The sequence below is a fragment of the Streptomyces sp. NPDC098781 genome, assembly GCF_044759995.1.
Classification (GTDB): domain Bacteria; phylum Actinomycetota; class Actinomycetes; order Streptomycetales; family Streptomycetaceae; genus Streptomyces.
Genome location: NZ_JBIWAK010000012.1, coordinates 106687 through 128478, shown reverse-complemented (window position 1 = coordinate 128478; position 21792 = coordinate 106687). Strand labels below are relative to the sequence as shown.

At 71.4% G+C, this 21792-nt stretch carries 17 protein-coding genes; 10 read left to right on the top strand and 7 right to left on the bottom strand.

From position 1 onward, the window contains the following. Positions 1-79 precede the first annotated feature (79 nt). From ACIQWG_RS37335 to ACIQWG_RS37325, 3 genes are all read right to left on the bottom strand, one after another. Positions 80-1690 (bottom strand): cation acetate symporter, encoded by a 1611-nt coding sequence (locus ACIQWG_RS37335; protein ID WP_404104441.1) that lies wholly within the window; start codon positions 1688-1690, stop codon positions 80-82. Next, positions 1687-2205 (bottom strand): DUF485 domain-containing protein, encoded by a 519-nt coding sequence (locus tag ACIQWG_RS37330; protein ID WP_404104438.1) that lies wholly within the window; start codon positions 2203-2205, stop codon positions 1687-1689. The genes ACIQWG_RS37335 and ACIQWG_RS37330 overlap by 4 nt, the downstream gene beginning before the upstream one ends. Before the next feature lie 173 nt (positions 2206-2378). Further along, complete coding sequence (locus ACIQWG_RS37325) at positions 2379-2891, bottom strand: GNAT family N-acetyltransferase (protein ID WP_404104435.1); 513 nt, start codon at positions 2889-2891, stop codon at positions 2379-2381. Positions 2892-3023: 132 nt separating this feature from the next. Between ACIQWG_RS37325 and ACIQWG_RS37320 the strand changes: the two genes are divergently transcribed. Beyond that, complete coding sequence (locus ACIQWG_RS37320; RefSeq protein WP_404104432.1) at positions 3024-4190, top strand: alpha/beta hydrolase family protein; 1167 nt, start codon at positions 3024-3026, stop codon at positions 4188-4190. Here the strand turns inward: ACIQWG_RS37320 and ACIQWG_RS37315 are convergent. After that, entirely contained in the window at positions 4171-5739 is a 1569-nt protein-coding gene (locus tag ACIQWG_RS37315; protein WP_404104430.1) for an MFS transporter, read from the bottom strand. The two genes, ACIQWG_RS37320 and ACIQWG_RS37315, sit on opposite strands and share 20 nt — an antisense overlap. A 392-nt stretch (positions 5740-6131) precedes the next feature. Here ACIQWG_RS37315 and ACIQWG_RS37310 point away from each other — a divergent pair, with 392 nt between their 5' ends. Beyond that, a complete protein-coding gene (locus ACIQWG_RS37310; RefSeq protein ID WP_404104428.1) occupies positions 6132-6920 on the top strand; it encodes an ABC transporter ATP-binding protein in 789 nt (262 codons plus the stop codon). Continuing rightward, positions 6917-9481, top strand: a complete 2565-nt coding sequence (locus tag ACIQWG_RS37305) for an ABC transporter permease (RefSeq protein WP_404104426.1) — start codon at positions 6917-6919, stop codon at positions 9479-9481. The genes ACIQWG_RS37310 and ACIQWG_RS37305 overlap by 4 nt, the downstream gene beginning before the upstream one ends. Positions 9482-9572: 91 nt before the next feature. Here the strand turns inward: ACIQWG_RS37305 and ACIQWG_RS37300 are convergent, their stop codons facing one another. After that, entirely contained in the window at positions 9573-11027 is a 1455-nt protein-coding gene (locus tag ACIQWG_RS37300; protein ID WP_404104423.1) for a DUF2079 domain-containing protein, read from the bottom strand. Positions 11028-11252: 225 nt separating this feature from the next. Between ACIQWG_RS37300 and mfd the strand changes: the two genes are divergently transcribed. Beyond that, positions 11253-14783: a transcription-repair coupling factor gene (mfd, locus tag ACIQWG_RS37295; RefSeq protein ID WP_404104420.1), complete on the top strand. Its 3531-nt coding sequence runs from the start codon at positions 11253-11255 to the stop codon at positions 14781-14783. A 9-nt stretch (positions 14784-14792) separates the two neighbouring features. Here mfd and ACIQWG_RS37290 read toward each other — a convergent pair whose 3' ends face one another. Then, positions 14793-15248 carry an SgcJ/EcaC family oxidoreductase gene (locus ACIQWG_RS37290; protein ID WP_404104417.1) on the bottom strand — a complete coding sequence of 152 codons (456 nt, stop codon included), beginning with the start codon at positions 15246-15248 and terminating at the stop codon, positions 14793-14795. Between the two features lie 195 nt (positions 15249-15443). Further along, complete coding sequence (locus ACIQWG_RS37285) at positions 15444-15626, bottom strand: antitoxin (RefSeq protein WP_404104415.1); 183 nt, start codon at positions 15624-15626, stop codon at positions 15444-15446. Between the two features lie 192 nt (positions 15627-15818). Between ACIQWG_RS37285 and ACIQWG_RS37280 the strand changes: the two genes are divergently transcribed. From ACIQWG_RS37280 to ACIQWG_RS37255, 6 genes are all read left to right on the top strand, one after another. Further along, positions 15819-16586 (top strand): HNH endonuclease family protein, encoded by a 768-nt coding sequence (locus tag ACIQWG_RS37280; RefSeq protein ID WP_404104653.1) that lies wholly within the window; start codon positions 15819-15821, stop codon positions 16584-16586. An 87-nt stretch (positions 16587-16673) separates the two neighbouring features. Further along, positions 16674-17417, top strand: coding sequence for an N-acetyltransferase (locus ACIQWG_RS37275; protein ID WP_404104412.1), 744 nt, complete (start codon positions 16674-16676; stop codon positions 17415-17417). Between the two features lie 196 nt (positions 17418-17613). Further along, positions 17614-18255 carry a hypothetical protein gene (locus ACIQWG_RS37270; RefSeq protein WP_404104410.1) on the top strand — a complete coding sequence of 214 codons (642 nt, stop codon included), beginning with the start codon at positions 17614-17616 and terminating at the stop codon, positions 18253-18255. A gap of 38 nt (positions 18256-18293) precedes the next feature. Then, positions 18294-19787: a protein kinase gene (locus ACIQWG_RS37265; protein WP_404104650.1), complete on the top strand. Its 1494-nt coding sequence runs from the start codon at positions 18294-18296 to the stop codon at positions 19785-19787. A gap of 185 nt (positions 19788-19972) precedes the next feature. Continuing rightward, entirely contained in the window at positions 19973-20617 is a 645-nt protein-coding gene (locus ACIQWG_RS37260; protein ID WP_404104407.1) for a SurA N-terminal domain-containing protein, read from the top strand. Positions 20618-20728: 111 nt separating this feature from the next. Further along, positions 20729-21709 carry a nucleoside triphosphate pyrophosphohydrolase gene (locus ACIQWG_RS37255; protein WP_404104405.1) on the top strand — a complete coding sequence of 327 codons (981 nt, stop codon included), beginning with the start codon at positions 20729-20731 and terminating at the stop codon, positions 21707-21709. The last annotated feature ends 83 nt before the right edge of the window (positions 21710-21792 follow it).

The following is a 21792-nucleotide window of genomic DNA, read 5'->3' as shown; positions in this document are numbered from 1 at the left end:
CGGCGCCGTGGGGGGCGCGCGGGCCGCTCCCGCGCCGCCCCTCAGTTCCCCCGGCGCCCCTCAGTTCCCCTGCCGCCCCTCAGTTCCCCCGGCGTACCGCCCCCGCCAGGATCCATCCCTCCACGGCCTCGTACTGCCGCCGCTGCTCCTCGGCCTGCCGCCGTCCCGAGACGACCGTGCCCAGCCAGCCGAACAGGAAGCCGGCCGGGACCGACACCAGTCCGGGGGTGGTGAACGGGAACCAGTTGAAGTCGGCCTCGGGGAAGGCCGCCCCCGGTGAGCCGGAGACCAGATTGGTCCACGGCATCAGCGCCAGCACCACCGCCGAGCCGCCGATCAGGGTCCACAGCAGGCCGGCCCGGGTGTACCGGCGCCAGAACAGGCTGTAGACGAGGGCGGGTGCGATGGCCGAGGCGCCGAGGGTGAAGGACAGCGTCACCAGGGGCTGGAGGCTGCGGTGCTGGACCATCGTCGCCAGCACGATCGCCGGGACGCCCACCGCGAGTGCCGCCAGCCGGGCCAGGGCCATCTCGCGGTGTCCGGACAGCTCCCGCATCCGGGTGGCGAACAGGTCGTGGGCGAGGGAGTTGGCGCAGGCGAGGATCATGCCCGCCACCGAGGCGAGCACGGTCAGGAAGATGGCCGTGGTGACCGCCGTGAACAGCAGGCTCTCCGCGGTCGAGACCTCGGCGCCGAACACGGCCCGGGAGCCCAGCAGATACGCCGTGTTGCCCTGCGGGTCCGCCCCGGCGATGACCTCCCGCCCGATCAGCGCGGTCGCCCCGAAGCCGACCACCGTGATCACCAGCACGAACAGTGCCACGGTGGAGACCGCCCAGGACATCGACCTGCGTACCTGACGGGCGCCGGTCGCCGTGTACATCCGCATGGTGATGTGCGGCAGCACGGCGCCGCCGAGGACGACCGCGAGCTGGGAGCTGATCATGTCGACGCGGGGATACGGGCTGCCCGCGAACTGAAGCCCCGACTCCAGGAACGCCGACCCGACCCCGCTCTGCCGGGCCGCCGCGTCGAACAGCGCGCCCGGATCCCAGTCGAACCGGTTGAGCACCAGGACGGCGACGGCGGCGCCCGACCCGAGCAGCATCACCATCTTCAGGATCTGGATGAGGGCGGTGCCCTTCATGCCGCCGATCGCCGCGTAGCCGATCATGAGCACGCCGAGGCCGATGACGCACCCCGTCTTGAGGGACTCGTTGGTGAACCCCAGGATGAACGCCAGCAGCTGCCCGGTGCCCGCCAACTGCACGAGCATCAGCGGTACCAGCGCGGCCAGCGTGACCGCGCACGCCGCGATCCGCACGCCCCGCCCCGGCATCCGGCGGGCCAGCGCGTCGCCCATCGTGAACCGGCCCGCGTTGCGCAGCGGTTCGGCCAGCAGGAACATCAGCAGCATCAGCGACAGGGTCGTGCTCAGCGCCAGCACGATCCCGTCGTAGCCGCACAGGGCGACCACGCCGGTGGTGCCGAGCACGGTCGCCGCGCTGATGTAGTCGCCGCCGATCGCCAGGCCGTTGCGCATGGGGGACAGGGAGCTGTAGCCCGTGTAGAACTCGTCGAGGTCGTCGCGGTCCGGGCCGGTCATCACGCACAGCAGCAGCGTGACCGTGGCCACGGCACAGAAGGCGACCAGCGACATCGCCTGCGCGTCTCCGCTGAACTCGGTCATCGACCCGCTCCCCTCTTGCCGGCCGCCTCACGCTTGGCGTCCACCGCGGCCTCCTTGCGGATACGGTCCGCGATCGGGTCGACGTGACGGCGGGCGGTGTGCTCGTACAGGCCTATCGCCAGCCAGGTGACGGGCAGTTGCAGCAGCGCGAGCAGCAGCCCGGCGGGCAGCCCGTCGGTGACCGCGCTCGTCATGAACCCGGGCGCGAAGGCGGACAGGATCAGAAACAGCGTGAAGTACCCGAGCGCGGTGAGCGTCGCCACGCGCCGCTGCCACCGGTAGGCGCTGCGCAGGATCCGCAGGTCGCTGTGGTGCCCGAGGGGCGGGTGGTCGGGGACCCGGTGGCGTGGGGGTGCGGCGGGCTCCGACGGGGTGGGCGGCTGCCACGGGTAGGTGGCGTACGACGGGGACGGGGCGTAGGGCGTGGGGGACGGGGGCGGTGGCTCGTACGGGTTGTACGGGTCGTACGGGCGGTGCGGGTTGTACGGGTCGTGCGGGTCGTGCGGGGAGGACATCCCGGTGCTCCTTGCGTGGTTCGGGTCCGGTGCGCCGGACCGCAGGGAGGTGGGGGGCGGGCGAGCCACGCACGTTACTGCTCAGTACCGAAGAGCGCGAGGGTTTGGACAAACTGAGTGGTCGGTATGCGCTTGCTATTCCGGACCGGGCCTGACCTGGGGTGTTACCCGCGTTAACTCAGACCTTTCCTGGCGTCGGCGCCGAGAGCCCGCCGGTACCGGATCCCGGGCTTCCCGCCGATCTCCACGTCCCCCGCGGCGGTGAACGCGTTCCTCTTCAGGACGGCCTGGGAGGCGAGGTTGTCCAAGGTGGTCCGCGCGACCAGTGACGTCAGTGCGTACGCCGTGGCCGCCAGCCGGCACAGCTGCGCCACCGCCGCCGTCGCGACCCCCTTGCCCGCGGCCGACTCGCCCACGCGATAGCCGAGTTCGGCGGAGCCGTCCTCGACGTCGAGCAGGTTGATCCGGCCCACGAGCCGTCCCTCGTCGTCCAGGACGACATGGAAGTGGCAGATCCCGGCGTCCTGTTCGGCCAGCAGCGCCGCGTGCCGGGCCGCGAACCCCTCGGGTTCGAAGTAGGTGTCCCCGCGGTCCGGCACCGTACGGGCGAAGTACTCCCGGTTCTCGCGCTCGAAGGCCAGCAGGGTCTCCGCGTGGTCGGCGCGCAGGCGTTCCAGGGTCAGCATGGGGAAAGGGTAGGTGAGCGTGTCAGGGACATGGTCCCACCGGGGGAGGAGCCCGGGGCCGCCGCTCGGCACCCCTGGCCTACGTCTCCACGGTGACGCCAGGTCACGGGGTCGCGGCATAGCGTCCTGGGCATGACCAGATCACGCCTCTTAGCGGCGGCAGCGGCCACGGCCGCGTCCGTCGCCCTCGTCCTCGGACCCGCTCTGACCCTGCCGGCCACCGCGGCCGATTCGGCGCCCGTCGCCTCCGCCGCGCCCGCCGCCGCCCCGGCCCAACTCCCGCGCCCCACCGGCCCGTACGCCGTCGGCCGCGACACCCTCCACCTCGTCGACGCCGATCGGCCCGATCCCTGGGTTCCGGCCGCCGGGCCGCGTCAGCTGATGGTGTCGATGTACTACCCCGCTCGCCACGGCACGGGCGGGCCGACCGCGCCGTACATGACCCGTGAAGAGGCCCGCCACCTGCTGGAGTTGCGGGTGCCCGACGCCACCGTCCCGCCGGAGACGATCAGTTCCGTCCGTACCTGGGCGCACACCGGAGCGCGCCCCGCGCACGGCAGGTTCCCGATGGTCGTGCTCTCGCCCGGGTTCACCTTCCCGCGCGCCACGCTCACCGGTCTCGCGGAGGATCTCGCCGGCCGTGGGTACGTCGTCGCGCTGGTCGACCATCCGTACGAGAACGCCGGGACGACCCTGCCCGACGGGCAGACCCTGCCGTGCGCCATCTGCGACCGGTTCCCCGAGGTCGGGCCGGCCGTCGTCGAGAGCCGTGCCGTGGACGTCTCGTTCGTGATCGACCGGCTGACCGGCCGTCACCCCGCCTGGCGGCACGCGCGCGTGATCGACGCCGACCGCATCGGCATGAGCGGCCATTCCATCGGCGGGGCGTCCTCCGCCGGCACGATGGCCGCCGACGCACGCGTGCGGGCCGGTGTGAACATGGACGGCACCTTCCAGGCGACGATCCCGGCCTCCGGTCTCGACGGCCGCCCCTTCCTGATGGTCGGGCAGCAGGCCAGGACCCTCGACAAGGACTGGAACACGGCCTGGGCCGACCTGAACGGCTGGAAGCGCTGGCTGACCTTCACCGGAACCGACCACGGCTCCTTCACGGACGTACCGCTCCTGTCCGAACTGGTCGGCATCCCGGACACCGCCGAGATGCCCTACGAGCGTTCGCAGGCCCTCACGCGCGCGTACGTCGCCGCCTTCTTCGACCTGCACCTGAAGGGCGTCCCGCAGCCGTTGCTCGACGGCCCCTCGCCGGACCACCCCGAGGTCATCGTCCGTCTTCCCTGACGGCCTCGGGGACCACCCCGGTGACGCCCTCGTCGGCGGCCTGGTCGCCGGGCTCCTTGAGCACCGGGAACCGTTTCGGCGCCAGCAGCAACAGCACCAGGAAGGCCAGCGCCGCCGCGCACGACGCCCCCAGATACACGGCGTGCACCGCGTCGGCGATGGCCCTCCTGGTGGCCTCCGGGGCCGTACCGCCCGAATCCAGGGCCCGCGTCACCGAGTCCAGGTCGCCCGCGCCGCCGAGCCGCGACGCCAGTACGCCGTTGGCCACCGCGCCGAAGACCGCCGCGCCCACCGTCTGACCCGTCTGCCGGCAGAACAGCACCGAAGCCGTCGTCGTGCCCCGCTCCGACCAGCCGACCGTCGACTGCACGCCGATGATCAGCGGCAGCTGGAACAGGCCCAGGGCCGCGCCCAGCAGCAGCATCAGCAGCGTCGGCTGCCAGGCCTGCCCGGGATACGGCAGGAACAGGAACGCCAGCAGGATCAGCGAGGCCGTGCCGATGCCCAGCATCGCCGTGTTGCGGAAACCGATCCTGCGGTACACGTGCTGGCTGAGCGCCGCCGACACCGGCCAGCTCAACGTCCAGACCGACAGCACGAATCCGGCGGCCACCGGAGCGAGACCGAGGACCGCCTGGGCGTACGTGGGGAGGAACACCGTCGGTGCCACCATCAGCAGGCCCAGCGCGCCGAGCGCCAGGTTCACCGCCGCGATCGTCCGCCGTCGCCACACCCACCCGGGGATGATCGGTTCGGCCGCCCGGCGCTCCACCAGCACCACGACCGCCACCAGGGCCAGACCCGTGCCGAAGAGGGCCAACGACGGTGCCGACAGCCACGGCCACGCCACCCCGCCCTGCACCAGTGCCGTCAGCAGCACGCCCCCGCACGCGAACACCGCCAGCGCGCCCGCCCAGTCGACACGCGCGCGCTTGCCCGTCGTCTCGCGCGCGGGCTCGTGCAGATGACGCGCGATCAGCCACAACGCCACCGCCCCGATGGGCAGGTTGATCAGGAAGATCCAGCGCCAGTCCGCGTACGCCGCCAGCACGCCGCCCAGACCCGGTCCGGCCACCGCCGACACCGCCCACACCGTGGACAGCTTCGACTGGATCTTCGGGCGCTCCTTGAGCGGGTACAGGTCGGCCGCCAGCGTCTGGACGGTGCCCTGAAGGGCGCCGCCGCCCAGCCCCTGCACGATCCGGAACGCGATCAGCGCCCCCATGTTCCAGGCCACCGCGCACAGCAGCGACCCCAGCAGGAACACCACCGCGCCCGCGATCAGCACCGGCTTGCGGCCGAAGGTGTCGGAGAGCTTGCCGTAGAGCGGGAGGGTCACCGTCACGGCGAGCAGATAGCCGGAGAACAGCCAGGAGAAGACGGAGAAGCCGCCGAGGTCCCCGACGATCTGCGGTACGGCCGTGGAGACGATGGTGGCGTCCAGCGCGGCCAGCGCCATCGCGAGCATCAGGGCCGCGACCACGGCTGACCGCCGGTCGGTTCCGGTGCGCCGTGCGGTGTCGCCTATCGCGGGTCTCGTACTGCCCACCGGGTTCCCTCTCCTGTTGCTTTCCCCTTGCACCTATCTGCCGCCGGACAGCTTCCCACTTGAACCTCACGCCGCGGGAGGGTGGAGGCTCGATGGGACCGAGGGCGGAGGCGACCCCGACGCGCGCTCCCCCGAAGGGTGGAGAGCCCCTAGGGGGACCTCCGTACAACGTCTCGGGGAGGGTTGGTACCGCCGGAGGACGAGAGGGCGGGGGTTCCGTCCTTAACCTGGCTTTACGCCGCTGGGGGGCGGTTTTCCGAACCGGCGGGGGTGGGGTTTTCCCCCGTACAAGACGGGGTCCGGCACCAGCGCGCCGGACCCCCTCCCGCCACCAGACTGACCGTCGTAGCGGTCCTCGTGACCGATCTGCTGACCGACTTAGGAGACATACCGTGACATCGGCTGTGACCATTCCCAGGCACGGGGGTACTGGAGGGCGTACGGCCGTTGCCGCGCGGGCGCGGCAGGTCGTCAAGGCATACGGGTCGGGGGAGACCCGGGTCGTCGCCCTGGACCATGTGGACGTGGACATCGCGCGGGGACAGTTCACCGCGATCATGGGTCCCTCGGGGTCCGGCAAGTCCACCTTGATGCACTGCCTCGCCGGCCTCGACACCGTCACCAGCGGCCAGATCCACCTGGACGACACGGAGATCACCGGGCTGAAGGACAAGAAGCTCACGCAGCTGCGCCGGGACCGTATCGGCTTCATCTTCCAGGCGTTCAACCTGCTGCCGACGCTCAACGCCATCGAGAACATCACGCTGCCCATGGACATAGCGGGCCGCAAGCCCGACAAGCAGTGGCTCGCGCGCGTGGTCGACACCGTCGGGCTTTCCGACCGGCTCAAGCACCGGCCGACCCAGCTCTCGGGCGGCCAGCAGCAGCGCGTCGCCGTCGCCCGCGCCCTGGCCGCGCGGCCGGAGATCATCTTCGGTGACGAGCCGACCGGAAACCTCGACTCGCGCGCGGGCGCCGAGGTGCTGGGCTTCCTGCGCAGGTCGGTCGACGAGCTGGGTCAGACCATCGTGATGGTCACCCACGACCCCGTCGCCGCCTCCTACGCCGACCGTGTGCTGTACCTCGCCGACGGCCGGATCGTCGACGAGATGTACAAGCCCACCGCCGACGCGGTCCTCGACCGCATGAAGGACTTCGACGCCCGGGGGCGTACGTCATGACCGTCCTGAGGACCTCCCTGCGCAACTTCTTCGCGCACAAGGGGCGCATGGCGCTGTCGGCGGTGGCGGTGCTGCTGTCGGTGGCCTTCGTGTGCGGCACGCTCGTGTTCACCGACACCATGAACACGACGTTCGACAAGCTCTTCGCGACCACGTCCTCCGACGTGACGGTCTCCCCCAAGGACACCAAGACCGACGAGGCCCCGCAGAACGGTGTGCCCGAGTCGCTGCCCGCCTCGCTGCTCACGCAGGTGGACAAGGCCGACGGCGTCAAGTCCGCCGAGGGCGCGGTCAGTTCGATGAACGTGACCGTCGTCGACAGCGACAACAAGAACATGGGGTCGTCGAACGGGGCGCCCACCATCGCCGGCAACTGGACCAGGAACGACCTCAGGTCCATGGAGATCACCTCCGGACACGCCCCGCGCGGGCCGACCGAGGTGATGGTCGACGCCGACACCGCCGACAAGCACGACCTGAAGGTGGGCGACGAACTGCGCACCATCGCGCAGACCGGTGACTTCACGGCGAAGATCGTCGGCATCGCCACCTTCAAGGTGACCAACCCCGGTGCCGCGATCGTCTACTTCGACACGGCCACCGCACAGCGCGAACTGCTGGGCGCCACCGGCCGGTTCACCCAGTTCAACCTCACCGCCGCGGCGGGCGTCACCGACGCCCAGCTCAAGCAGAACGTGACGCGGGCCCTGGACGGCACGTACAAGGTCCAGACCCAGCAGGAGACCGCGGACGAGAACCGCGAGGGCGTCGGCGAGTTCATGGACGTCATCAAGTACGCCATGCTCGGCTTCGCCGGAATCGCCTTCCTCGTCGGCATCTTCCTGATCATCAACACCTTCTCGATGCTGGTCGCCCAGCGGACCCGCGAGATCGGCCTGATGCGGGCGATCGGTTCGTCCCGCCGGCAGGTCAACCGTTCCGTGCTGGTCGAGGCACTGCTCCTCGGGATCGTCGGCTCCGTCCTCGGCGTCGGCGCCGGTGTCGGCATCGCCGTCGGCCTGATGAAGCTCATGTCGATGGCCGGCATGAACCTCTCCACCGACGACCTCACCGTGAAGATCAGCACGCCGATCGCCGGTGTGGTGCTCGGCGTCGTCGTCACCGTCCTCGCCGCCTACCTGCCCGCCCGCCGGGCCGGCAAGGTCTCGCCGATGGCCGCCCTGCGCGACGCCGGTACTCCGGCCGACGTCAAGGCGGGCTGGATCCGGGGCCTGATCGGCGTGGCGCTCACCGGCGCCGGTGCCTTCGCCCTGTACACGGCCGCCACCGCCGACAAGGCGAGCGACGGCGCGCTGATGCTGGGCGCGGGCGTGGTGCTGTCGCTCATCGGCTTCGTCGTGATCGGTCCGCTGCTGGCGGGCGCGGTCGTCCGGGTGATCAGCGCGGTGCTGCTGCGGGCCTTCGGCCCCGTCGGCCGCATGGCCGAGCGCAACGCGCTGCGCAACCCGCGCCGTACCGGCGCCACCGGCGCGGCCCTGATGATCGGCCTCGCGCTGGTCGCGTGTCTGTCGGTGGTCGGCTCCTCCATGGTCGCCTCGGCCACCAGCGAGCTCGACAGGTCGGTCGGCGCGGACTTCATCGTCCAGGGCAACCAGCGGATCGTGCCGCAGGCCGAGAAGGCGATGGAGCGGACCCCGGGCCTGGCCCACGTCACCAGTTACAAGATGCTGGAGGCCGAGCTGACCACCCCGGACGGCAAGACCGACGACTCCGATCTCACCGCCGCCGACCCGACGTACGCCGAGGACCTGCGCCGCACCACCACGGCGGGCACCCTGTCGGCCGCGTACGGCAAGGACGCCATGTCGGTCGGCTCCGACTACGCCAAGAAGCACGGCGTCCGCGTCGGCGACACCATCACGGTCGCCTTCAAGGGCGGCGAGACGGCGAAGCTGAAGGTCGCCGCCATCACCGACGACGACACCTCCATCGACCAGGGGGCGCGCTACACCAGCATCGAGACGATGCGGAAGTACGTCCCCGCGGACCGGATCCCGCCGAACGAGATCATGTTCGCCAAGGCCGAGGAGGGCAAGCAGGACCAGGCGTACGCCGCGCTGAAGAAGTCACTGGAGCCGTACCCGCAGTACCAGGTGCGCGACCAGACCGACTTCAAGGAGCAGCTCAAGGACCAGGTCGGCCAGTTGCTGAACATGGTCTACGGCCTGCTCGCCCTGGCGATCATCGTCGCGGTCCTGGGCGTCGTGAACACCCTGGCCCTGTCGGTGGTGGAGCGCACGCGGGAGATCGGCCTGATGCGGGCGATCGGCCTGTCCCGCCGGCAGCTGCGCCGCATGATCCGCATGGAGTCGGTCGTGATCGCCCTGTTCGGTGCCCTGCTGGGCCTCGGCCTGGGCATGGGCTGGGGCGCGACGGCCCAGAAGCTGCTCGCCCTGGAGGGCCTGAACGTCCTGGAGATCCCCTGGCCGACGATCATCGGGGTCTTCATCGGCTCGGCGTTCGTGGGACTGTTCGCGGCACTGATCCCGGCGTTCCGGGCGGGCCGGATGAACGTACTGAACGCGATCGCCACCGAATAGCCACCGCATACGGGGGTTGCGGGGGACGGGCCCGGTCCGGAAGGCACTGCCACCTTCCGGACCGGGCCCGGCTGTGTCGGGGGGCCGGTGTTCAGCCGGTGGTCCGCCGCTCCAGGAGTACGACTCCGTAGGCGGTGCCCTTCGTGGTGTACCGGGCGTCCGGGTGCAGGGTCCGGGCGTAGGCCTCGACGTCGCGATAGCGCTTGCGGGAGTTGTCCAGGGCGATGAAGTCGGGTTCGACGCCCTGGGTGTTGCTGACCCAGAAGACCCGGCAGCGGGAGGTGAGCCGGCTGATCGGCGCGATGTTCGCCTCGACGGAGGCACCGTCGGGTACCTCGGCGAGAAGGCGCTCTATCGCGCTCACGCGCGCGGGCTTGCGGTAGATCTCGCTCTCGGCCAGCGCGGACAGCGGCAGCGAGGTGGTCAGCGCCAGCGAGGCGGCCGCCACGGCGGCGGGCAGATGCCGTACGTACGACCGCAGCCACGCGCGCGTGCTGTTCCCGGTGAGGGCGAGGGCGTCGACGAGGGCGAGGGTGACGACCGGCATCAGGACGGCGTTGTAGTGCCAGTCCGTCCCCCAGTACTGCGGATAGGACGACACGAAACGCCAGCCGATCGTGGGCAGGGCGAGAAGCAGGATCGGGGACCTGAGGGCGAGCAGTCCGGTCGTGGGTATCAGGAGCCAGGCGAGCGTCCGCAGCTTGGTGTCGAGGCCGTCGAGGGGCCCGGCGCCGCCCGACTCGTTCACCTTGTTCCAGTAGTCGTAGGTGCCCGCGGAGTTGAAGCCCGGTATCACCACCAGGAGCGTCACCGCGAGGGCCACCACCCCGAGGACGGCGACGCCGAGGGCGTACCGGTACGCGCGCGTGGAGTGCGGGCGGGCCCGCCAGGCGACGACCAGGGCGAGGGCGGTGAGGGTGAACCCCAGGTCCTCCTTCACCAGGACGAGTGGAACGGCCCACAGCAGCGCGGCCCGCCACCGCCGCGCCAGCAGCGCCTCCAGGGAGAAGGCGATCAGCGGCACGGCGAAGCAGATCTCGTGGAAGTCGAAGTCGACGGCCTGCTGAAGGCCCCACGACAAGCCGTACGCGACACCGATCGCCAGCCCGCGCCGCCGCCCGAGCAGCCGGGCCGCGGCGCGCGTGACGGGGACCGCGGACAGGGCGAAGAGCGCGGCCTGCGCGACGAGCAGGGTGACCGGTGAGGGGAAGACCCGGTAGAGGGGCGCGAGCAGGACCGTCACCGGACTGAAGTGATCACCGAGGATGTTGAACCCGGGCCCCTTCAGATCGGCGATCGGCGCCTGAAGGTGCGCGTACGACCGGATGACCTGCTCGAAGATGCCGAGGTCCCAGGAACGCTGGCCCAGATGCCGGTACCGGCCCACGGAGACGATCGCGTAGCCCACGAACAGCGCGGCGGCGAGCAGCCAGGGGTCCCGCCGGGCCGGTCCGGGACGGCCGGGGCCCGGCTCGCTCCGGGTGGGCGCCGGTATGTGGGGGTCCGGAGAGGTGTCCGTCGGGGTGGACGCGGCGGGGGTGGGCATGAGGGGACCCTACGCGGTACGGGACTCGGGAATTCGGCCACCCGTGCGAGTCGGGCGCGTCGGCGGGGGCGGGCGTCTTTCGGGCCGTGCGACCCGGAACACCGGAGAACGGACGTTATCCACAGCCCACGGCACAGGCCCGCGCAGCGACGTACGCTGGAAACCCCCGGCCGCCCAGCGCGTCGGGCCCTTCGTGTTGCCCACCCCGGACGGAAGCGCCCCCGAATGAGCCTGCACGGTCTGCTCGACGCCGTAGTCAAGGACACCGCCCTCGCGGAAGCGATCACGGCGGCCGCCGACGGCAACCGCATGCACGTCGACCTGGTCGGCCCCCCGGCGGCGCGCCCGTTCGCGATCGCCGCCCTGGCGCGCGAGACCGACCGCCCGCTGCTCGCGGTGACGGCGACCGGCCGCGAGGCCGAGGACCTGGCCGCGGCCCTGCGCTCCCTGCTGCCCTCCCAGGGTGTCGTGGAGTACCCGTCCTGGGAGACCCTCCCGCACGAGCGCCTCAGCCCCCGCAGCGACACCGTCGGCCGCCGCCTGGCCGTGCTCCGCCGCCTCGCCCACCCCAGCGACGACGACCCCGAGACCGGCCCGGTCTCCGTCGTCGTGGCCCCCGTGCGCTCCGTCCTCCAGCCGCAGGTCAAGGGCCTCGGCGACCTCGAACCGGTCGCCCTGCGGACCGGCCGGACCGCCGACCTCAACGCCATCGTGGACGCCCTCGGCGCCGCCGCCTACGCGCGCGTGGAGCTCGTCGAGAAGCGCGGCGAGTTCGCCGTGCGTGGCGGCATCCTGGACGTCTTCCCGCCCACCGAGGAACACCCCCTGCGCATCGAGTTCTGGGGCGACGACGTCGAGGAGATCCGCTACTTCAAGGTCGCCGACCAGCGCTCCCTCGAAGTCGCCGAGCACGGCCTGTGGGCCCCGCCCTGCCGGGAACTGCTGCTCACCGACGACGTGCGCGCACGCGCGCGGGCCCTCGCCGAGGAGCACCCCGAGCTCGGTGAACTGCTCGGCAAGATCGCCGAGGGCATCGCGGTCGAGGGCATGGAGTCCCTGGCGCCGGTCCTCGTCGACGACATGGAGCTGCTGCTCGACGTCCTGCCCAAGGGCGCCATGGCGGTCGTCTGCGACCCGGAGCGGGTACGCACGCGTGCCGCCGACCTCGTCGCCACCTCACAGGAGTTCCTCCAGGCGTCCTGGGCCGCCACGGCCGGCGGCGGCGAGGCGCCCATCGACGTCGGCGCGGCCTCCCTGTGGTCCATCGCGGACGTCCGCGACCGCGCGCGCCGGCTGGACATGATGTGGTGGTCGGTGTCGCCCTTCGCGGCCGACGAGACACTCGACGCGGACACCCTCAAGCTCGGCATGCACGCCCCCGAGTCCTACCGCGGCGACACCGCCAAGGCCCTCGCCGACACCAAGGGCTGGCTCGCCGACGGCTGGCGCACGGTCTTCGTGACCGAGGGCCACGGCCCGGCGGCCCGCACGGTCGAGGTGCTCGGCGGCGAGGGAGTAGCCGCGCGCCTGGAGGCCGACCTGGGGGAGATCGCCCCGTCCGTCGTCCACGTCTCCTGCGGCTCGATCGACTACGGCTTCGTGGACCCGGCGCTCAAGCTGGCCGTCCTCACCGAGACCGACCTGTCCGGCCAGAAGGCGGCCGGCAAGGACGGCGCCCGGATGCCGGCCCGGCGCCGCAAGACCATCGACCCGCTCACCCTGGAGGCGGGCGACTACATCGTCCACGAGCAGCACGGCGTCGGCCGGTACATCGAGATGGTGCAGCGCACCGTGCAGGGCGCGACCCGCGAGTACCTGGTCGTCGAGTACGCCCCCGCCAAGCGCGGCCAGCCCGGCGACCGGCTGTACATCCCCACCGACCAGCTGGAGCAGATCACCAAGTACGTCGGTGGCGAGGCGCCCACGCTGCACCGCCTGGGCGGCGCCGACTGGACGAAGACCAAGGCGCGGGCCAAGAAGGCGGTCAAGGAGATCGCCGCCGATCTCATCAAGCTGTACAGCGCGCGTATGGCGGCCCCGGGTCACGCGTTCGGCTCGGACACCCCCTGGCAGCGCGAACTGGAGGACGCCTTCCCGTACGCGGAGACGCCGGACCAGCTGACGACCATCGCCGAGGTCAAGGAGGACATGGAGAAGTCGGTCCCGATGGACCGCCTGATCTGCGGCGACGTCGGCTACGGCAAGACGGAGATCGCGGTGCGGGCCGCCTTCAAGGCGGTGCAGGACGGCAAGCAGGTGGCCGTACTCGTCCCCACCACGCTGCTGGTGCAGCAGCACTTCGGGACGTTCTCCGAGCGGTACTCACAGTTCCCGGTCAATGTGCGCGCCCTGTCCCGCTTCCAGACCGACACCGAGGCGAAAGCGGTCCTGGAGGGGCTGCGCGAGGGCGCGGTGGACATCGTCATCGGCACCCACCGGCTGTTCTCGTCCGAGACCAAGTTCAAGGACCTGGGCCTGGTCATCGTCGACGAGGAGCAGCGCTTCGGCGTCGAGCACAAGGAGCAGCTGAAGAAGCTGCGCGCGAACGTCGACGTCCTGACGATGTCCGCGACCCCCATCCCCAGAACCCTGGAGATGGCGGTCACCGGCATCCGCGAGATGTCCACGATCACCACCCCGCCCGAGGAGCGCCACCCGGTCCTGACCTTCGTCGGCCCCTACGAGGAGAAGCAGATCGGCGCCGCGATCCGCCGCGAACTGCTGCGCGAGGGCCAGGTCTTCTACATCCACAACCGGGTCGAGTCCATCGACCGCGCGGCCGCGCGCCTGCGCGAGATCGTCCCTGAGGCGCGCATCGCGACGGCGCACGGCCAGATGTCGGAGACGGCGCTGGAACAGGTGGTGGTCGACTTCTGGGAGAAGAAGTTCGATGTGCTCGTCTCCACGACGATCGTCGAGTCCGGCATCGACATCTCCAACGCCAACACCCTCATCGTCGAGCGCGGCGACAACTTCGGCCTCTCCCAGCTGCACCAGCTGCGCGGCCGGGTCGGGCGTGGGCGCGAGCGCGGCTACGCGTACTTCCTGTACCCGCCGGAGAAGCCGCTCACCGAGACCGCCCACGAGCGTCTCGCCACCATCGCCCAGCACACCGAGATGGGCGCCGGAATGTACGTCGCCATGAAGGACCTGGAGATCCGGGGCGCCGGCAACCTGCTCGGCGGCGAGCAGTCCGGCCATATCGCGGGCGTCGGCTTCGACCTGTACGTCCGTATGGTCGGCGAGGCGGTCGCGGACTACCGCGCCTCGCTGGAGGGCGGGGTGGAGGAGGAACCGCCGCTGGAGGTCAAGATCGAGCTCCCGGTCGACGCCCACGTCCCGCACGACTACGCCCCCGGCGAGCGGCTCAGGTTGCAGGCCTACCGGGCCATCGCCTCCGCCAACACGGAGGAGGACGTCAAGGCCGTACGCGAGGAACTCGTCGACCGCTACGGCAAGTTGCCCGAGCCGGTCGAGAACCTGCTGCTGGTGGCCGGCCTGCGGATGCTGGCCCGCGCGTGCGGCGTCGGCGAGATCGTCCTCCAGGGCAACAACATCCGCTTCGCGCCGGTGGAGTTGCGGGAGTCCCAGGAGCTGCGGCTCAAGCGCTTGTACCCGGGCACCGTCATCAAGCCGGCCGTGCACCAGGTGCTGGTGCCCCGCCCGAAGACCGCGAAGGTGGGCGGGAAGCCGCTGGTCGGGCGGGAGTTGCTCGGATGGGTCGGGGAGTTCCTGGCGTCGGTCCTGGGGTCGTGAGCCCCGCGGTCACACGTCGGTGCGCACCTCGGTGTTCTGGCAGGCGTGCAGCAGCCACCGGCCGTCGTCCTGCCGGGTCATGACGTACAGCGGGGCGCCCTCCGTGTCGCCCTGCGACGAGTGGTACACCTGCCGGACCTTGACGGCGGCGACGCCGGGCCGCAGGAACCGGGTGTGCGCCACCTCGTAGGTGACCTCGCCGTCCCAGGTCGCCGCGGGCAGCACGGCCCGGGTGAACTCGGCGATGGCGTCGAGGCCGACGAGGACCTTGCCGTGGCCGGTGGTCCACAGGGCTTCGGGGTGGAAGAGGGCGAGGAACCCGTCGGGGTCCTTGGCGCGCTGGGTGCGTTCGACGGTCGCGACGACCTCGGCGATGGCCTTGAGGTCCGCGTCCGTACTCGTGCTCGTGCCCGTAGCCGTGTCCACGTCGGCGACGGGCTCGGGTGCTGCGGTTTCGGTGGTCATGCGGATCACCCTCGTACCTCAAGTCGAGTTGAGGTCAAGGTCCGCCGCTGATCCGGTCCGCAGGGCCGAGGTGGGCGCCGGGCAGCGCGAAGCCGCCCGCGGGAGTGCAACTCCGCGGACGGCCTCTGTTTCCCCAGACGGTCCGGTGAAGGCCGGGCTGTGACGGTCTGCGGGCGGCGGGGCGTCGAGACGCGCCTACTGCTGCTCGGGCTTGTCCCGGTCCATGCCGGCCTGGCGCTCCATCCGCTGCTGCGCCTGGTCGACCTGGCTCTCGTACTTGTTGCCCGTGCGCTCGTTGACCTGCCGCTCGGCGGCGTCGGACATGTCCTGCGCCTTCTGCTGCGCCTGGCGGTTCTTGAACCTGTCGAAGATGCCCATCCAAGAGCTCCTTCCGGAGGTGATTCACCACCGACGATACGCCCGGGTTGCGAAGTATGCGCGATTGCCCGTCGGGTGGTCTGGACCTCCCGAATGCCGCTGTGCGCCGGGCCGCTACCGTGTGCGCGACGGTGCGGCGGGGAAGACCGCCGATGCGGGGCGGAACGGGCAGCAGGGGAGGGGCGCATCGTGATGCGTCTGAGGGGCGGGGCGGCGAGCGCCGCGGCGATGCTCGGCATGGTGCTGGTACTGGCGGGCTGCGACAACGTCGATCTGTCGGTGGACGACGCGCCCTCGGGCTCCGCCCCGGCGGCCGGCTCCGGTCGCGCGGTGAGTCCGCTGGACAATCCGGACGGCACGAAACCGGGCCTCGCGCCCCTCACCTCGGACGCCGACCGGGCCGAGGCGCGGGCCCTCATCGAGAAGGTGGCCACGAAGGGCCGCGGCCCCAAGACGGGCTACGACCGGGACGAGTTCGGCTACGCGTGGATGGACTCGGCCCCGGGCGGCATCCCGTTCGCCCGCAACGGCTGCGACACCCGCAACGACCTCCTCAAGCGCGACGGCGAGGACGTCCGCTTCCGCTCCGGCTCCGACTGCGTCGTGATGGCCATGACCCTGGACGACCCCTACACCGGCCGGACCATCGAGTGGGCCAAGTCCCGTGCCACGAGCGTGCAGATCGACCACGTGATGCCGCTGTCGTACGACTGGCAGATGGGCGCCTCCCGCTGGCCGGAGGGCAAACGCCAGGACATCGCCAACGACCCCCTCAACCTCATCCCGGTGGACGGCCCGACCAACGGCTCCAAGGGCGACTCCGGTCCCGCGTCCTGGCTGCCCCCGAACAAGCGGATCCGCTGCTCCTACGCGGTGCGCTTCGCCCAGGTGTCGCTCAAGTACGAACTGCCCGTGACCACGGCCGACAAGGACATGATGCTGCGCCAGTGCCCGGCCTGAGCGGAGATCCCGCCGCACGGCCGCCGGCCGGGCCGTGCGCCGAAAACGGCTTTCCGGCGCGGGCGTCGCGAGCTTACGGTTTCCGGCATGGAACTGAAGGTGGCGAGCCTCGCCGAACGTCCGGAGATGCTGGAGCGGGTCCTGGAAATGCCGGACAGCTGGCCGGAGTTCGTCGTCCAGGATCCCGTGGGCAACGCCCACTACGGCCGGATCCCGCGCGAGTTCCCGCAGTACGCGCTGTTCGCGCAGGACGAGCGGGGAGAGGTGGTCGCCCACGCCTTCAGCGTTCCGTTCGCCCTCCAGGCCGAAGGACGCGGCCGGCTGCCCGCCCGGGGCTGGGACGAGGTGCTGGTGTGGGCCTTCGCCGACCTGCGCGCCGATGTGCGCCCCGACACGGTCAGCGCGATATCCGTCGTCATCGCCCCGCACGCCCTGGGCGGCGGCCTGTCCGCCCGGATGCTCTCCGCCATGCGCGACAACGCCCGCGCCCACGGCTTCCGAGAGGTCGTCGCGCCCGTCCGCCCCAACGCCAAACACCTCGAACCGCACACCCCCATGGAGGAGTACGCCCACCGGGTACGCCCCGACGGCCTGCCCCACGACCCGTGGCTTCGGGTGCACGCCCGCGCCGGGGCCACCATCGACTCCATCGCACCGGCCTCGATGACGGTCGCCGGTTCGCTGGAGCAGTGGCGCGGCTGGACCGGCCTGCCCTTCGACGCCCTGGGCGAGATCGAGGTGCCCGGCGCGCTGGTGCCGGTGCGGTGCGAGCCGGAGCGGGACCACGCGGTGTACGTCGAGCCCAACGTGTGGATGCGGCACCCGCTCTGAGCCACGCGGAAGGTGAGCCTCCGTGCGACCTGCGCCGACTGCCAAGTGATCAGCACGACAACGGTTCGGTACAACCGGTGACCCCATGTCGGTGTCGACCTATACGCTCAAGGCGACAATCGCACGACCGGGGTCTGCCCCGTACCGGGCAGGGTCGGTCGATTCCGTAGGCCCACTTCAGGCATCAGGAGCAACCATGCAAGGCCACGGCTATCCGCAGCCGGTGAACCAGGCGCCGCATACCGGTTGGCTGGTCTTCCTGCGCGTGATCTTCGTCGTGATCTCGGTGCTCAGCTTCGGGCTGCTGATGTGGACGATGATGCTGCGCCTGGCCATCGTGACCCGCAGGGCGCTCGACTGGTGGCTGTTCGCGGCGTCGATCGTGGTGGAGCTCCTCGGCCTGTACATGATCGGGTCCGAGCCGGGCGACGAGATCCACACCGCGGGCGGCTGGACGGGCCTCGCCCTCGTTCTGGGCGGCCTCGTGGCCTCGATCGCCTACTACCTCGCCGCGGACATACGCCACTTCCACCAGCTCCGCCTGACCGGCTACCACACGCAGCGGACCCCGGCCCAGGCCTACGGCTATCCGCAGTCGCCGTACACCGCCACGACGGTGCCGCAGTCGCCGCCGATACCCCAGACGCCCGTGTCGCAGACGCCGATCCCCCGGACGCCGGTCCCGCCGCCCCCGCAGCGCCCCGCCCCCGCCCGGATCGACCAGGTGCGGGCCGAACTCGACGAGCTCAGTGACTACCTGCGCAAGCACGACGGCCGGCCGGACGGCAGCCAGGGGAGCGGCACCGACGAGAGCGGCAACCGCGAGAGCGGCAGGTGACCGTGGCGACAGGACGCGTCGTCGACGGCCGCTATGAACTGTCCACGCTCATCGGACAGGGCGGTATGGGGCAGGTCTGGACGGCCTACGACCAACGGCTCGACCGGCGCGTGGCGGTGAAGCTGCTGCGCCCCGACAAGGTGGCCGGGCAGGAGGCGGGCGAGCTGCGCCGCCGGTTCGAGCGGGAGTGCCGGGTGACCGCGCAGGTCGACCACCCCGGGCTCGTCACCGTGCACGACGCGGGCAGCGAGGGCGAGGAACTCTTCCTCGTCATGCAGTACGTCGACGGAGTCGACCTCGCCGCTCATCTCGCCGAGCGCGAGCAGTACCCCTGGCAGTGGGCGGTCGCGGTCGCCGCGCAACTGTGTGCCGTGCTGAGCGCCGTGCACGCCGTGCCGATCGTCCACCGCGACCTCAAGCCGCGCAATCTCATGGTCAAGCAGGACGGCACGGTCACCGTCCTCGACCTCGGCGTCGCCTCCGTCATGGACGCCGACACCACCCGCCTCACCCACACCGGCACCCCCATCGGTTCACCCGCCTACATGGCCCCCGAGCAGGCGATGGGCGGCGCGGTCGGCCCGTACACCGACCTGTACGCACTCGGCGTACTGCTGCACGAACTCCTCAGCGGAGACGTGCCGTTCTCGGGCTCGACCGCGCTCGGCGTGCTGCACCGGCACCTGTACGAGCCGCCGCAGCCCGTGCGCCGGCTCCGCCCCGAGGTCCCGGAGGCGCTGGAAGCGCTGGTGCTGCGTCTGCTCGCGAAGGACCCGCAGCACCGCCCCGCCTCCGCGCAGGAGGTGTACGAGGACCTCGCGCCGCTCCTGCCCGCGCGCGGCACGCCCACCGGAGAGCACCGCGACCCCACCCGCCCCTTCCTGCGCCCGCACGCCCCCTGGCCGGACCGCGCCCGCACCCCCGCGCCCCAGCCCGCGCCCGCCGCCCCCGTCACCCAGGACGTCGAGAAGACCGATGTCGCGCGGGCCGTCGACGAGGTCAAGCGCCTCCTCGGCGAGGGCCGTATCACCCAGGCCGTCGACATCCTCGGCGCGATCCTGCCCACCGCCGCCGAGCAGCACGGCGAGCACTCCCCGGTCGTGCGCACCCTGCGCAAGCAGTACGCGGCCACCCTCATGGACGACGGCCAGTACCGGCGCGCGCTGCCCGAACTGCGCCGCCTCGCCGACGAACGCGCCGCCGAGGCCGGCCAGGCCGACCCGCAGGCCCTGCGTTTCCGCTTCGACGTGGCCCAGTGCCTGGAACAGCTCGGCGACCCGGCGGCGGCGCTCGCCCAGTACCGCTCGCTGCTGCCGTACTACGAGAACCAGTACGTCTCCGGCGACCCCGAGCTCGCCCACGACGTCCGCCGCCGCATCGGCCACCTGCTGCTCGCCCTCGGCGACCGGCCGGCCGCCCACGACACACTGGCCCGTCTGCTGGTCGACGTGGAGCGCCGGCACGGCCCCGGGCACCCGGTCGCGGCGGAGGTGCGCAGGACGTTGCAGTGGCTGGGGCAGGTGCGCGGCTAGTTCATCGCCCACGCCGAAAGATCAGCGGCCGATTGCACGCCGACCCCCGCTCGGCGGTGCGCGGCGGTGCCCGAAGTCCTGGTGAATCGTTGGTCGAATGGGTTGGCCAGAGCTTGCCCACTGCCTACCATCGATCACCGCAAGACTTTGTGCACCGTCGCACAAACTCTCCTCGGGAGGTCTCCTTGCACCGCCGCCGTCGCACCGCGCTCCTCCTCTCCGCCGCGATCGTCGCGGCGCCTCTGCTCACCGCCTGCGGATCCGACACGCACCCCGGTGCGGCGGCCGTCGTCGGCGGGCAGCGGATCACCGTCTCGCAGCTGGAGAACAGGGTGAGCGAGGTCCGCGCGGCACAGCGCGCGGCCGTCCCGGACGAGGCCGCGTACGCGCAGGTCATCGCCAAGTCCGGCAGCCTCCCACGTGACGTCCTGCACAACATGGTCCTCGACGAGGTGCTGCACGAGGCCGCTCAGGACGCGGGCGTGAGCGTGACCCGCAAGGAGATCCAGGGCATGCGCGGCGAGCTGGAGGACCAGGTCGGTGGCGCCAAGGCGCTGGAGGCCGCCTGGCTCCAGCAGTACGGCATCCCCCCGCAGCGCCTCGACGAGAACCTCCGTCTCCAGCTGGAGGCGCAGAAGCTCGCCACCAGCCTCGGCACCGACACCGGCGAGCCCGCCTTCTGGAACGCCCTGGCCGCGGCGTCCAAGAAGCTCGACATCGACCTCAACCCGCGCTACGGCACCTGGGACGTCCAGAAGAGCAGCCGGGCCGACGCGAAGACGCCGTGGGTGCGTGAGGTGACGGCGGCGGGGACGCAGCAGACGATGTGACGTCCGCGGACGACGTGCCGTCCGACCCGGCAGACGATGTGAGTCCGCCGGACTCCGGGCGGCCTGTGGACAACTCCGGGGGATGTCGCTCGCTTGGGTTACGTTCGGATCGTGAACGCAACCAGTCCCGAAGCCGCCGCCCCCGGCCGCGTCGTCCTGCTCACCACCAGCCACCGTGTCGCCCCCGGTCTGCTGTCCTGGCCGGCGTGGCAGGCGCTGCACTCCGCCGACCGTGTGCTGTGCGCGGACGGCGCGCATCCGCAGCTGCCGTATCTGCGGGAGGCCGGGATCGAGGTCGCCGAGGCCGCCCCGACCGCCCAGGAGCTGATCGAGGCGTGCGCCGACGGCCGCACCGTCGTGGTCGTGGCGACCGGCGAGGGCGAGCCCGCGCTCACCGACGGCCTCGCCCGCCTGGCCGGCACCGGCCGTGTGCAGATGCCCGACCTGGAACTGCTCCCCGCCTCCTACGACCTGCCCGGCGCCCGTCTCCTCGACCTCGTCCAGGTCATGGACCGCATTCGCGCCGAGTGCCCGTGGTCCTCCCAGCAGACCCACAAGGGCCTGGCCAAGTACGGCATCGAGGAGGCTTACGAACTCGTCGAGGCGATCGAGGACGGCGACCGCGACGAGCTCCGTGAGGAACTGGGCGACGTTCTGCTCCAGGTCGTCTTCCACGCCCGGATAGCGGAGGAGGATCCGGACGCCCCCTTCTCCATCGACGACGTGGCCGGCGGCATCGTCACCAAGCTGATCCACCGCCACCCCCATGTCTTCGGCGACGAGACGGCGACGACCCCCGAGGAGGTCAAGGAGCACTGGCTGCGCACCAAGGCGGTGGAGAAGCAGCGTGAGTCGGTGACGGACGGCGTCCCCCTCGGCCAGCCGGGCCTCGCCCTCGCGGCCAAGCTGGCGTCCCGGGTCCGCACGGCGGGTCTGGAGGTCCCGCTGCCGACCGGGGAGGGCCTCGGCTACGACCTCCTCGCGATGGCGGTCCGCGCGGAGGCATCCGGCGTGGATCCCGAGGCCGCCCTGCGGGTGGCGGCACGGGCCTACCGGGACGCCGTGCGTGCCGCCGAGGGAGTGTCCTCTTAGTGGGCCCCCTTGACCACGGGACCCCATGGAGAGGGAGCGGAGCAGGACCGGAGCAGGCAGCAGGGGTCGGACAGGAGCAGGAG